General features: G+C 44.1%; 15 protein-coding genes. 12 read left to right on the top strand and 3 right to left on the bottom strand.

What is annotated here, in order from left to right:
* Positions 1 to 36 precede the first annotated feature (36 nt).
* The 10 genes from DFP75_RS12630 to DFP75_RS12585 all read left to right on the top strand — a co-directional run bounded on the left by DFP75_RS12630 (position 37) and on the right by DFP75_RS12585 (position 8,184).
* The gene (locus DFP75_RS12630; RefSeq protein WP_110576217.1) at positions 37 to 921 is read left to right on the top strand and encodes a ParB/RepB/Spo0J family partition protein; all 885 of its coding nucleotides are present in this window, start codon (positions 37 to 39) and stop codon (positions 919 to 921) included.
* 163 nt (positions 922 to 1,084) lie between these two features.
* Positions 1,085 to 1,486, top strand: a complete 402-nt coding sequence (locus DFP75_RS12625; RefSeq protein ID WP_110576216.1) for an ATP synthase subunit I — start codon at positions 1,085 to 1,087, stop codon at positions 1,484 to 1,486.
* A 54-nt stretch (positions 1,487 to 1,540) separates the two neighbouring features.
* Entirely contained in the window at positions 1,541 to 2,368 is an 828-nt protein-coding gene (gene atpB, locus DFP75_RS12620; RefSeq protein WP_110576214.1) for a F0F1 ATP synthase subunit A, read from the top strand.
* A gap of 68 nt (positions 2,369 to 2,436) precedes the next feature.
* On the top strand, positions 2,437 to 2,694 hold the full coding sequence (atpE, locus tag DFP75_RS12615) for a F0F1 ATP synthase subunit C (RefSeq protein ID WP_087610906.1): 258 nt from the start codon (positions 2,437 to 2,439) through the stop codon (positions 2,692 to 2,694).
* 57 nt (positions 2,695 to 2,751) lie between these two features.
* Positions 2,752 to 3,222, top strand: coding sequence for a F0F1 ATP synthase subunit B (locus DFP75_RS12610; protein ID WP_110576211.1), 471 nt, complete (start codon positions 2,752 to 2,754; stop codon positions 3,220 to 3,222).
* Positions 3,223 to 3,233: 11 nt separating this feature from the next.
* A complete protein-coding gene (locus tag DFP75_RS12605) occupies positions 3,234 to 3,770 on the top strand; it encodes a F0F1 ATP synthase subunit delta (RefSeq protein ID WP_110576209.1) in 537 nt (178 codons plus the stop codon).
* A 38-nt stretch (positions 3,771 to 3,808) separates the two neighbouring features.
* Positions 3,809 to 5,353, top strand: coding sequence for a F0F1 ATP synthase subunit alpha (gene atpA / locus DFP75_RS12600; RefSeq protein ID WP_110576208.1), 1,545 nt, complete (start codon positions 3,809 to 3,811; stop codon positions 5,351 to 5,353).
* Between the two features lie 81 nt (positions 5,354 to 5,434).
* Entirely contained in the window at positions 5,435 to 6,295 is an 861-nt protein-coding gene (gene atpG / locus DFP75_RS12595; RefSeq protein WP_110576206.1) for a F0F1 ATP synthase subunit gamma, read from the top strand.
* Positions 6,296 to 6,324: 29 nt separating this feature from the next.
* Positions 6,325 to 7,701 carry a F0F1 ATP synthase subunit beta gene (atpD, locus tag DFP75_RS12590; protein WP_110576204.1) on the top strand — a complete coding sequence of 459 codons (1,377 nt, stop codon included), beginning with the start codon at positions 6,325 to 6,327 and terminating at the stop codon, positions 7,699 to 7,701.
* Between the two features lie 63 nt (positions 7,702 to 7,764).
* On the top strand, positions 7,765 to 8,184 hold the full coding sequence (locus tag DFP75_RS12585; RefSeq protein ID WP_110576202.1) for a F0F1 ATP synthase subunit epsilon: 420 nt from the start codon (positions 7,765 to 7,767) through the stop codon (positions 8,182 to 8,184).
* A 70-nt stretch (positions 8,185 to 8,254) separates the two neighbouring features.
* Here DFP75_RS12585 and DFP75_RS12580 read toward each other — a convergent pair whose 3' ends face one another.
* Positions 8,255 to 8,995 carry a TrmB family transcriptional regulator gene (locus DFP75_RS12580; protein WP_110576200.1) on the bottom strand — a complete coding sequence of 247 codons (741 nt, stop codon included), beginning with the start codon at positions 8,993 to 8,995 and terminating at the stop codon, positions 8,255 to 8,257.
* A gap of 114 nt (positions 8,996 to 9,109) precedes the next feature.
* Between DFP75_RS12580 and tcdA the strand changes: the two genes are divergently transcribed.
* Together tcdA and DFP75_RS12570 are read left to right on the top strand one after the other, a co-directional pair.
* Positions 9,110 to 9,889 carry a tRNA cyclic N6-threonylcarbamoyladenosine(37) synthase TcdA gene (tcdA, locus tag DFP75_RS12575; protein ID WP_110576197.1) on the top strand — a complete coding sequence of 260 codons (780 nt, stop codon included), beginning with the start codon at positions 9,110 to 9,112 and terminating at the stop codon, positions 9,887 to 9,889.
* Positions 9,890 to 9,931: 42 nt separating this feature from the next.
* Positions 9,932 to 10,339: a DCC1-like thiol-disulfide oxidoreductase family protein gene (locus DFP75_RS12570; RefSeq protein WP_110576195.1), complete on the top strand. Its 408-nt coding sequence runs from the start codon at positions 9,932 to 9,934 to the stop codon at positions 10,337 to 10,339.
* On the opposite strand, the gene DFP75_RS12565 is transcribed toward DFP75_RS12570, so the two are convergent.
* Entirely contained in the window at positions 10,336 to 10,725 is a 390-nt protein-coding gene (locus DFP75_RS12565) for a SufE family protein (RefSeq protein WP_110576193.1), read from the bottom strand. The genes DFP75_RS12570 and DFP75_RS12565 overlap by 4 nt on opposite strands.
* A gap of 6 nt (positions 10,726 to 10,731) precedes the next feature.
* Entirely contained in the window at positions 10,732 to 11,949 is a 1,218-nt protein-coding gene (locus tag DFP75_RS12560) for an aminotransferase class V-fold PLP-dependent enzyme (protein WP_110576191.1), read from the bottom strand.
* Between the last annotated feature and the right edge of the window lie 80 nt (positions 11,950 to 12,029).

The raw sequence follows: 12,029 nt of genomic DNA, 5'->3' as shown, positions 1-12,029 counted from the left end.
TATAAGCGTACTTTAATACCAATTAGGGTTAATGAAATGACGATGAAAAAAAGAGGTCTAGGTCGTGGCTTAGATGCATTACTGGCACCACAATCAACGCCAACTAATGAGGCTGAAAGTGGTTCTAATAATGAGCAAATTAAAGGTCTGACTTATCTACCTGTGGAATGGCTCTCTAAAGGGAAGTTCCAACCTCGTCGTGACATGAACCCAGCACAATTAGAAGACTTGGCCGCTTCCATTCGTACCCAAGGTATTATGCAGCCAATTGTTGTGCGACCAAATGGCCATAATCAATATGAAATTATTGCTGGTGAACGTCGTTGGCGTGCCGCTAAGTTAGCTGATTTAACACAAGTGCCGGTGATCGTGCGTCACGTAGAAGACGCAGACGCTGTGGTTTTAGCCTTGATTGAGAATATACAGCGTGAAGATCTTAATCCCGTTGAAGAAGCCTTAGCCCTTCAACGTTTAGTTGAAGATTTCCATCTTACCCAACAAGAAGTTGCGGATACGGTTGGTAAATCCCGCTCAACCGTCGCGAATTTGTTACGTTTGTTAGGTCTCACACCAGAAGTACGTCGTTTATTGGAACACGGCGATATTGAAATGGGACACGCACGGGCATTGTTGCCTTTAGAGCATGACAAGCAAATTCAAGCGGCGTCGCAAGTTGTTACTAAATCCTTATCTGTCCGTGAGACAGAGAGATTGGTAAAAAACGTCCAAGTAATTGAAAAAAGTGAAGATAACAAACCTCCTCTGCCTGATTTGAGTGCAGAAGCAGAACGCATTAGCCAAAAGATTAATGCGGCCGTAAAAATACAGCCTTCAGCCAAAGGAAAAGGCAAACTTGTCATAGAGTATAGAAACCCTGAGCACCTAGAACTCTTGGTTAGCGAACTACTCGCAGGGAAATGAAGCAATTTGTGACAAGTAGGTTTTTCTATCTAGACAAGATGAGTAGAAACTGATTCTGCTATCCGTTTTAAGTTGAACACAACTGCTATAACCCATATAATGCCTCGAATTTTGTAAATCATCACATTGATTGCACTTTTTCTGTGCAAAAAGAGAGTTTGTAATGGAAGCAAAGAAGCCATTAAGCGCCAGTGCAATGATTAGCGCTAAAAAGAAGGCTGTGTTTCGTTTCCTTTTGTTGCAATTAATACTCACTTTTTTTGTTTCTTTGGGAATCTTTTACATTGTTGATGGTCTGTATGGGTACTCTTTTTTACTAGGAGGACTGACTAGCATACTGCCCAATGTATATATGGCTTGGCGAGTGTTCGGTCATAAAGGAATTTTGCCTGCAAAAGAGGTTGTTAAATCTTTTTACAGGGGAGAAGCTGGTAAGCTTGTTTTAACAGTCTTACTGCTATCACTAGTGTTTATCCTAGTGAAACCTCTGGCCGCTGGAAGCTTTTTTGCGGGCTTTAGTTTAGGAATTTTGAGTCACTGGCTCAGCCCTGCGGTTATCCGTTAATTAAACGAACTGCGGGCGCGTGGTTTTTATCATTAAAAGAGCGTGGATATAAATATGGCAAGTGAAAATCCAACAGCTTCGGAATACATAAAGCACCACCTTCAGAATTTGACCTTTGGTCAGCATCCTGATGGTAGCTGGGGTATTGCGGAGACATCTAAAGAAGCTGCAGACATGGGCTTTTGGGCGATTCACCTAGATACAATGGGATTCTCCATTGGCTTGGGTATTTTGTTCTTGGTACTGTTTCGTTTTGCAGCAAAGAAAGCGTCAGTAGCGACTCCTACAGGCTTACAAAATTTTGTAGAGCTTATGGTTGAGTTCGTTGATAACTCAGTAAAAGAAAGTTTTCATGGCAAAAGTAAGGTTATTGCTCCATTAGCACTAACTATTTTTGTATGGATATTTTTGATGAACTTAATGGATTTGGTGCCAGTTGATTTCATCCCTAGAATTGCTACGGATGTTTTTGGTATTGAGTACTTTAAGATAGTACCGACAACAGATATCAATGCCGCATTGGGTATGTCTTTGTCTGTGTTCTTCTTGATTATTTTCTACAGCATTAGCATTAAAGGGTTTGGTGGGTTCGTAAAAGAACTTACTTTGCAGCCTTTTAATACGCCAATCATGATTCCATTTAACTTTGTTTTGGAAATGGTTGGGCTACTAGCGAAACCTGTGTCATTGGCATTGCGATTATTCGGTAACTTGTATGCTGGTGAATTGATCTTTATCTTGATTGCTCTTTTGCCTTGGGGCGTTCAGTGGGCTTTGTCTGTACCATGGGCAATTTTCCACATACTAGTCATAACACTGCAAGCTTTTATCTTCATGATGTTGACTATTGTATACCTGAGCATGGCTCACGAAGAACACTAAGATATTGTTATATATAGTAATAATTTTTTTTAAACTTGAATCTAAAACTGTAAAATCTAGGAGTTAAAATGGAAACTGTAGTTGGTTTAACTGTTATCTCTGTAGCAATCCTTATCGGCTTGGCTGCATTGGGTACAGCAATTGGCTTTGCTATCTTGGGTGGCAAATTTCTTGAAGCAAGTGCTCGTCAACCAGAACTTGCGCCAATGCTACAAACCAAAATGTTCATCGTTGCAGGTCTTTTGGATGCTGTATCTATGATTGGTGTTGGTATTGCGTTGTTCTTTACTTTCGCTAACCCATTCATTGCTCAGGTTGCTGGCTAATACGTCGCTTTATTGTAAGTGATTTATTTTTTGAACGACTAGAGCGAGGATATTAGCGTGAACTTGAATCTCACACTTATAGGCCAAGCTATTTCGTTTGCCATTTTTGTCTGGTTCTGCATGAAATTTGTGTGGCCACCAGTGATTGCTGCGCTCGAAGAGCGTAGCAAAAAAATAGCAGACGGTTTAGAAGCAGCGAACCGCGCTTCCCGTGATCTTGAGTTGGCACAAGAACAAGCTGACCAAATTTTACGTGAAAGCAAAGACAACGCGGCCGAGATTATTGAACAAGCCAACAAACGTGCGAACCAAATGATCGACGAGGCGAAAGAGCAGGTGATTGCCGATGGCAAACGTCTGCGCGAAGCAGCTCAAGCAGAGATCGAACAAGACGTTATGCGTGCTAAAGAAGCATTGCGTGCTCAAGTTTCTGTTCTTGCATTTGCTGGTGCCGAGAAGATTTTGGGAGCCACCATTGACGAAAAAGCACATAGCGAGATCGTTGAACAGCTCGCCAAAGAGCTTTAAGCGAGGGTCTAATGGCTGAATTAAAAACAGTCGCGCGACCGTATGCGAAAGCCGTTTTTGAAGTTGCTAAAGAGCAAGGTCAAATTACTGAGTGGGCTGATATGCTTAGCATATTAGCTTCTGTAACAGTAGAACCTAAGCTTAAACTGGCGCTTAAAAATTCGGCTTTTAGTGCGGAAGAGAAGGCAAACGCTCTAGCGGACGTTTGTGCAGAAGTAGCTACAGAGCAAGGCAAAGCATTTTTGCTAACCCTTGCACAGAATAAGCGTTTAACGCTTCTTCCTATGATTTCTGAGCTATTTTTACAGTTCAAACTGAATTTCGAAAAAGCCGTAAATGTTAAATTTACGTCTGCATTCGAGCTTACAGCAGAACAAACACAAGCATTAGCCGCTTCACTGGCGAAAAAGTTGGACCGTACTGTCAACTTAACCAGTGAAACAGACGCAAGCCTACTTGGTGGCGTGGTTATTCGTACGGGTGACTTAATCATCGACGGTTCAGTACGCGGTAAATTAGCGAAACTGGCCGAGGCGATAAACTCCTAGCGTTTCGTTAAATCGAAACCAGGGTTGAGGAATTTAGCATGCAGCAACTGAATCCATCTGAGATCAGCGAGATTATCAAGAAGCGCATCGAGAACCTCGATGTATCTTCTGATGCCCAAAATGAGGGCACAATTGTCAGCGTGGCAGACGGTATCGTTCTGATCCACGGCCTGGCAGATGTTATGTACGGGGAAATGATTGAATTCCCTGGTGGTGTTTATGGTATTGCTTTGAACCTAGAGCGTGACTCTGTCGGTGCAGTAGTACTTGGTAAATACCAAGACCTTGTAGAAGGTCAAAAAGTGAAATGTACAGGTCGTATACTGGAAGTTCCAGTAGGTCCTGAATTGCTTGGTCGTGTTGTTGACGCATTGGGTAACCCAATCGACGGCAAAGGCGCAATCGATGCAAAATTAACAGATAAAGTTGAAAAAGTGGCTCCAGGCGTTATCGAACGTCAGTCAGTTGATCAACCGATTCAAACTGGTTACAAAGCCATTGACGCCATGGTGCCAATTGGTCGTGGTCAACGTGAGTTGATCATCGGTGACCGTCAGATTGGTAAGACTGCTCTAGCAATCGACACCATTATTGCTCAGAAAGATTCTGGCATTAAATGTGTGTACGTAGCGATCGGTCAGAAACAATCTACTATTGCTAACGTTGTTCGTAAGCTTGAAGAAGCTGGCGCAATGGAATACACCACAGTAGTAGCCGCTGGCGCATCTGATCCAGCAGCAATGCTTTACATAGCGCCATACACTGGCTGTACTATGGGTGAATATTTCCGTGACCGCGGTGAAGACGCATTGATCATTTATGATGATTTGACCAAGCAAGCTTGGGCTTACCGTCAGATCTCTTTGCTTCTACGTCGTCCGCCAGGTCGTGAAGCTTATCCAGGTGACGTATTCTATCTTCACTCTCGTCTTCTTGAGCGTGCATCACGTGTAAATGTTGATTACGTAGAGAAATTCACCAATGGTGAAGTGAAAGGCAAAACGGGTTCTTTGACCGCATTGCCAATCATCGAGACTCAAGGTGGTGACGTATCTGCGTTCGTACCAACCAACGTTATCTCCATCACAGATGGTCAGATATTCTTGGAAACGAGTGCGTTTAACTCGGGTATCCGTCCAGCGATGAACGCCGGTATTTCGGTATCTCGTGTAGGTGGTGCAGCACAAACTAAGATCGTCAAGAAACTTGGCGGTGGTATTCGTCTTGCATTGGCTCAGTACCGTGAATTGGCGGCTTTCGCTCAGTTCGCATCTGACCTAGACGAAGCGACTCGTAAGCAGCTAGAGCACGGTAAACAGGTTACTGAACTGATGAAACAAAAGCAGTTCTCTCCTATGTCTGTAGCTGATATGGGCGTAGTTCTTTACGCTGCTAATGATGGCTTCCTTGAAGATGTTGAAACAAGCAAAATTGCTAGCTTTGAAAAAGCATTGTTAGGTTACATGAACAGTGAACACACTGATCTTATGGCTGACATTAACAAAACTGGTAATTTTAACGGCGAGATTGAAGCGACATTTAAAGCGGCAATCGAGAAGTTTAAAGCGACGCAAACTTGGTAATGACTTTGGTGACAAGCGATTGAGCTTGTCACCACTTTCTTGCAGTTTGTGAAATAACATTCTCACAAGGGCAGTTCTATTATGGCAGTCGGAAAAGAGATACGCACTCAGATTTCGAGCATTAACAATACGCGTAAAATTACTCGTGCTATGGAAAAAGTAGCCGCTAGTAAGACGCGTAAAGCTCAGGATCGTATGGCCGCTTCTCGTCCGTATGCGGAACGAATTCGCCAAGTAGTTGGTCATTTGGCCAACGCGAATCCTGAGTATAAACACCGTTACCTTACCGAACGTGAGGCGAAGCGTGTTGGTTATATCGTAGTCTCTTCTGACCGTGGTTTATGTGGTGGTTTGAACGTTAACGTGTTCAAAAAAGCCATTAAAGATATGAAACAATTTGCTGATTCAGGTGTTGAAATTGACATCTGTGCTATTGGTAGCAAAGCCGTTTCATTCTTTCGTAACTACGGCGGAAATGTAACAGCAGCTTTCACCGGTTTAGGTGATGCACCGAAAGCTGACGACTTAGTCGGTAGTGTTAAGGTGATGCTAGACGCATTTGATGAAGGTCGTATTGATCGTCTTTACGTGGTTTCAAATGAGTTCGTGAATACCATGACTCAAAACCCGACGGTTGAGCAACTTTTGCCATTAAAAGCGGAAGAGAATACAGAGTTACAGCACCACTGGGATTACATCTACGAACCAGAACCCGTTGAACTTTTGAACGAGTTATTAGTTCGCTATATTGAATCTCAAGTATATCAGTCAGTGGTTGAGAATATTGCGTGTGAGCAAGCAGCTCGTATGATTGCGATGAAGAACGCAACAGACAACGCCGGCGATATCATTGATGAATTACAGTTGGTGTACAACAAGGCTCGTCAAGCAGCGATTACTCAGGAAATTTCTGAGATAGTCAGCGGCGCGGCAGCGGTTTAAGGTATTTAGGTATTTAAGAGGATCCGAACATGAGTAGCGGACACATCGTACAGGTTATCGGTGCTGTTATGGACGTGGAATTTCCACGTGATAGCGTGCCAAAAGTATATGATGCCCTGACCATTGAGGGTAAAGAGTTGGTGTTGGAAGTTCAACAACAACTAGGCGACGGTATTGTTCGTACCATCGCAATGGGTTCTACTGACGGTATTAAACGTGGTTTGGTTGTTGAAAACACAAACAAGCCAGTTTCTGTACCAGTTGGTACTCAAACACTAGGACGTATTATGGACGTTCTAGGTAATCCGATTGACGAAAAAGGCCCAATCGGCGAAGAAGAGCGTTGGTCAATTCACCGTTCAGCTCCTTCTTATGCTGAGCAGTCTTCTAGCAGTGAATTGCTAGAGACGGGTATCAAGGTTATCGACCTTGTTTGTCCTTTCGCGAAAGGTGGTAAAGTTGGTCTGTTTGGTGGTGCCGGTGTAGGTAAAACCGTAAACATGATGGAACTTATCCGTAACATCGCTATCGAGCACAGCGGTTACTCTGTATTCGCAGGTGTTGGTGAGCGTACTCGTGAAGGTAACGACTTCTACCATGAGATGACTGACTCGAACGTAATCGATAAAGTATCTCTAGTGTACGGCCAAATGAACGAGCCACCAGGTAACCGTCTACGTGTTGCTTTGACTGGTTTGACTATGGCTGAGAAGTTCCGTGACGAAGGTCGTGACGTACTTTTCTTCGTAGATAACATCTACCGTTACACGCTTGCGGGTACAGAAGTATCTGCATTGCTAGGTCGTATGCCATCTGCGGTAGGTTACCAGCCTACACTTGCTGAAGAGATGGGTGTTCTTCAAGAACGTATCACCTCTACTAAGACTGGCTCTATCACGTCTGTTCAAGCGGTATACGTACCTGCGGATGACTTGACTGACCCTTCTCCAGCAACAACGTTCTCTCACTTGGACGCAACGGTTGTATTGTCTCGTGACATCGCATCTTTGGGTATCTACCCAGCGATCGATCCTCTAGATTCTACTTCACGTCAGCTTGACCCACTTGTTATCGGTCAAGAGCATTACGACGTAGCACGTGGCGTACAGATGGTATTGCAACGTTACAAAGAATTGAAAGACATCATCGCAATCTTGGGTATGGACGAGTTATCTGAAGAAGATAAGCAAACGGTTAACCGTTCTCGTAAAATCCAGCGTTTCTTGTCTCAGCCTTTCTTCGTAGCAGAAGTATTTACAGGCGCACCTGGTAAGTATGTTTCTTTGAAAGACACGATTCGTGGCTTTAAAGGCATCTTGGATGGTGAGTTTGATGATCTTCCAGAGCAAGCGTTCTACATGATTGGTAGCATCGACGAAGCCGTCGAGAAAGCTAAGAAACTTTAACCATCACGCGTAGCAAAAGCGTTGTAAAACGCTTTTGCTAAGTATGACTAAGAGAGGCAACTTATGGCTATCACAGTACACTGCGATATCGTAAGCGCTGAACAAGAGATTTTTTCCGGCTCGGTCCAATTTCTTGTGGCTTCAGGATATAATGGTGACTTAGGTATTATGCCTGGTCATGCTGCATTATTGACGACTTTAGAAGCTGGTCCTGTTCGTGTGGTTAAAGAAAATGGTGACGAAGAGGTTATCTTCGTGTCCGGTGGCTTCCTAGAAGTTCAACCGCACCGTGTCACCGTCTTGGCTAACACAGCCACTCGTGCAAGAGATCTGGACGAAGAGGCGGCAGTGAAAGCGAAAGAGCATGCAAAAGAGCTCATAGCTAATCAGCAAGCTGATATCGATTACTCTCGTGCAACTGCGGAATTAGCAGAAGCGGTTGCTCGTTTGCGTACGATTCAGCAGTTCCGCGAACACAAGTAAGCGGCAACGTTGAGTTTGAAGTCAAAAAAAGCAGCCTAAGGGCTGCTTTTTTATTGGCTAATTTTTTCTATTAAAGCATCTTCCATAAAGTATCGAAGATGATCTGCTGGGCTTTGGCGATGTCTTTTGACTCCAACACTACAGCAGAAGGAAAGTTGTTACTCGCCAAAGAAATAATCGCACATTTAGGTGGGTAGATAGCGATATAGCTGGCGTCGACCGATCCCTCCGTTTTAATCCACTTTCGTTCTGATAATTCCGCCTCTTCACCACCATCCCCAAGGGCTATAACTTTTACGTTAATACCAAGCTTTACACGCTGCTTTGTGTAGTTGGGAAATGGGCGATACAAAAAAGGGCGAATTGGCTTTGAAGAAAACACACAATATTCTTTGTGGTCTTGTTGCGACACCACGTTTAAAATATCGCGCAAAACCCACTCGATACCATCATCGCCTTCATAATAACGCACATGGGTTTGATGATAATCCGGCTGTTGTTGATGCAAGTTCGGGATAATCGTGTTTTTTAGGTTATCGATGGTCTTGTTTAGGCGGTTACGTTTTTCTTCCGCTAAATTTAATAGAATATCAGGGTTTTCAGCGGTAAAAAGTCGACGCTTTCCTTTTGGAAAATAGCTCACAATGCCTTTGCTTTGCAGCTGTTTTAACGACTCATAGGTTGTGCCGCGGTTAATGCCGCTGTGTTCGGCAATATCTCGAATGGAAGACGGCCCTAGCTTTAATAGCGTTTGGTAAAGTTGCGTTTCTCTTGGTGTTAAACCAAGCATTTCAAAAGCTTGCTGAATCATATGGCTCACAGTACATAGTAATTATTTAGAGAATGTAATCTGTATTTTCTAAGTTCACAGAATACACTTATTGACATAAAAAGCGCAGGACGATCTGGCTGCGAGGAGAGAAAAGTGACAAACGATCAACGATTTGGTGGCATCCGCCGATTATATGGCGATGCAGCGTACGAGCTTTTTACTCAAGCTCACGTTTGTGTCATCGGTATTGGTGGCGTTGGCTCATGGGCAGCAGAAGCTCTGGCTCGTTCTGGTATTGGTCACATCACGCTGATTGATATGGACGATGTTTGCATCACCAATACCAACCGTCAAATTCATGCTTTAGATGGCAACATTGGCCAATCAAAAGTGGATGTCATGGCGGAACGTATCAAGTTGATTAGCCCAGAATGCCAAGTAACTTGCATCGAAGACTTTATTACCCCTGACAACCTTCCTGAGCTGCTCGCTACGCCGTTTGACTATATTATTGATTGCATTGACAGTATTAAACCAAAAGCCGCTCTAATGGCTTGGAGTAAGAGCAATAAGCGTAAAGTCATTACAGTTGGTGGTGCGGGTGGTCAGATCGATCCAACGAAAATCCTCATCGGTGATCTTTCAAAAACGGAAAAAGACCCGCTCGCGGCAAAATTACGCAACTTTTTAAGACGACACTACAACTTTACTCGTAATCCAAAACGCCGTTTTGACATCGAATGCGTGTATTCCACCGAGCAACTACGCTACCCGCAAGGTGACGGCACGGTTTCCCATCAGCGCTTAAAAGGCGATACGGAAACCAAAATGAATTGTGACACCGGCTTTGGCGCCAGTACCGCAGTCACGGCTTCCTTCGCGTTTGTGGCGGTGTCGAGAGTATTGGAAAAACTGGCTCAAAAGGCGAATTAAGACATGATACCTACGACCATGACTTTCTTTGAGAAGTAGTGCATGACAAACAAACAGATTCTGCTCATCTATGACAAAGAATGTCCTGCTTGTCATTTTTACTGTCAGATTGTTCGCATACGCCAAAGTGTCGGTGAATTAGTACTCATTGATGCGAGAGAACATCCTGAAGTGTTGCAAGAAATCACTGCTGAGGGTTTGGACATAGATCAAGGTATGGTATTGAAGATGGATGGACAGCTCTACTACGGCGCGGATGCGATCCATCTTTTAGCCTTGCTTAGCGGCCGATCTGGTGTGTTTAACCGCTTGAATTATTGGTTGTTTAGCTCCAAAAAAGTGGCTGGAATTTTGTATCCAATATTAAGGTCTTGCCGTAATCTGCTGTTAAAAATATTAGGCAAAACTAAGATTAATAACTTAAAGCAAGAAGATAATGATAGGTTTTAGTTTGATGCTATCTTGCCCAAAATCGCCAACACCCCATTGGTTCTAGAGCTGGTTAAGTAGCTTGATAGATTAAGCTCGGCTAGCTCTGCTTTTAGATCCATTTGTTGGATGTCTGTGAGAGTTTTCCCTTCGACCAAGCTCAATATAGCGACTAATACTCCGCGCATGAGTTTGGCATCGCTGTCGGCTTTGAAGTGGCGTATGCCATGGCTTTCTTCAATTATGAGCCAAACTGCGCTTTCGCAGCCTTTTATTTTGTTGTCTTCCGTTTTTTCTTCAGCTGTCAGTCTTGGGAGTGTTTTGCTCAATGTCACCAAGGTTTTGAAGGTTTCTTCTTTGCTACGGCAAGTTTGTAGTTGGGCTTTGATGCTTAAAGTGTCTGTCATTGCGTGTTACTCATCACTTAATAAATCAATGGCTTCTAGCAGTACGTCACAGAAACGATTCGCTTCTTCCATGGTGTTGTAGCAGGCGAAGGAGGCACGTAAGGTTCCAGCAACGCCAAGTTGTGCCATTAATGGATGGGCACAGTGGCTGCCTGCACGAACAGCGACACCTTGGCTATCTAGGTAAGCATTTAAATCCAAAGTATGAATATTGGGTACACTTAAGGAAACCAAAGTTGTACCTTTTTCAGGGGAATAAATCTCGATGCCACCTTCTTTGTGAAGACGCGAATAGACATGCGAGGCGAGGGATTGTTCCCAAGTTAGCAAGGCGAGACGATCCTGCGCGCTAAGAAAATCACAGGCTGCCGCTAAGCCAATAACGCCTTCAATATTGGGTGTTCCAGCTTCCAAGCGATAAGGCAAAACATTGAACTCTGTCGCTTGGTATGAGACATGACGCACCATTTCTCCGCCAGTTTGGTAGGGCATTAATACTTCCAAAGCGTGGCTTTTTCCGTATAAGACGCCAATCCCTGTGGGTCCGTACATCTTGTGGCCAGAAAAAACATAGAAGTCGCAACCTAGCGTTTGTACATCAATAGGATAATGCGCCACGGCTTGAGCGCCATCGACAAGGGTAAAGGCGCCTTGCTGCTTGGCATGATCCAGCATGATTTGCAGCGGTGTGCTGGTGCCGATGGCATTGGAAATTTGCGTCGCGGCAAAAATGCGTGTGCGATCGGTGAAGTAGTGGCGGAATTCTGGTTCCCACTCGCCGTTGGAGGTTAGTGGTAGCACGCGTAAGCGTGCGCCAGTACGAAAGGCTAATTGTTGCCAAGGTACTAAGTTGGCGTGATGCTCTAAACTGGTAATGAGGATTTCATCGCCTTTTTCGAGCAAGTGCTCTAAACCTAAAGCAACGGTGTTGATGGCTTCTGTTGCGCCTTTTGTCCAAATTACATGGCTTTGCTCTGGGGCATTGATAAAGCTTGCGACCGTTTCTCTGGCTTGCTCAAAACGGTTTGTAGCTCTATCGCTTAGGAAATGCGCACCACGATGAACGTTGGCATTGAAGCTCCGGTAATAGTCCTGAAGCGCGTTCAATACAGGTAATGGCTTTTGCGTCGTCGCCGCATTATCCAAATACGTTAATGGATGACCATAGGCTGTCTGCGCCAAAATTGGAAAGAGGTGACGAAGCGAGGAAGGGTCAAAAGCCATGGATACTCTACTATTTGTTTGAACAAGGGGGCCATTTTTCATGGTTAGTACTGAGTTAAAAAACCACTAAATTGGCCTTA

The organism is Marinomonas alcarazii (assembly GCF_003208215.1).
Lineage (GTDB): Bacteria > Pseudomonadota > Gammaproteobacteria > Pseudomonadales > Marinomonadaceae > Marinomonas > Marinomonas alcarazii.
The sequence above is the reverse complement of the archived record's forward strand: the minus strand, read 5'-3'. Positions and strand labels throughout refer to the sequence as shown.

Bases quoted from the DNA above. Each gene is read 5' to 3' on its own strand.
- atpA (WP_110576208.1), top strand. From the start codon at position 3,809: ATGCAGCAACTGAATCCATCTGAGATCAGCGAGATTATCAAGAAGCGC.
- DFP75_RS12580 (WP_110576200.1), bottom strand. From the start codon at position 8,995: ATGATTCAGCAAGCTTTTGAAATGCTTGGTTTAACACCAAGAGAAACG.
- DFP75_RS12630 (WP_110576217.1), top strand. From the start codon at position 37: ATGACGATGAAAAAAAGAGGTCTAGGTCGTGGCTTAGATGCATTACTG.
- DFP75_RS12585 (WP_110576202.1), top strand. From the start codon at position 7,765: ATGGCTATCACAGTACACTGCGATATCGTAAGCGCTGAACAAGAGATT.
- DFP75_RS12565 (WP_110576193.1), bottom strand. From the start codon at position 10,725: ATGACAGACACTTTAAGCATCAAAGCCCAACTACAAACTTGCCGTAGC.
- atpG (WP_110576206.1), top strand. From the start codon at position 5,435: ATGGCAGTCGGAAAAGAGATACGCACTCAGATTTCGAGCATTAACAAT.
- DFP75_RS12570 (WP_110576195.1), top strand. From the start codon at position 9,932: ATGACAAACAAACAGATTCTGCTCATCTATGACAAAGAATGTCCTGCT.
- DFP75_RS12625 (WP_110576216.1), top strand. From the start codon at position 1,085: ATGGAAGCAAAGAAGCCATTAAGCGCCAGTGCAATGATTAGCGCTAAA.
- DFP75_RS12605 (WP_110576209.1), top strand. From the start codon at position 3,234: ATGGCTGAATTAAAAACAGTCGCGCGACCGTATGCGAAAGCCGTTTTT.
- atpB (WP_110576214.1), top strand. From the start codon at position 1,541: ATGGCAAGTGAAAATCCAACAGCTTCGGAATACATAAAGCACCACCTT.
- DFP75_RS12560 (WP_110576191.1), bottom strand. From the start codon at position 11,949: ATGGCTTTTGACCCTTCCTCGCTTCGTCACCTCTTTCCAATTTTGGCG.
- atpD (WP_110576204.1), top strand. From the start codon at position 6,325: ATGAGTAGCGGACACATCGTACAGGTTATCGGTGCTGTTATGGACGTG.
- atpE (WP_087610906.1), top strand. From the start codon at position 2,437: ATGGAAACTGTAGTTGGTTTAACTGTTATCTCTGTAGCAATCCTTATC.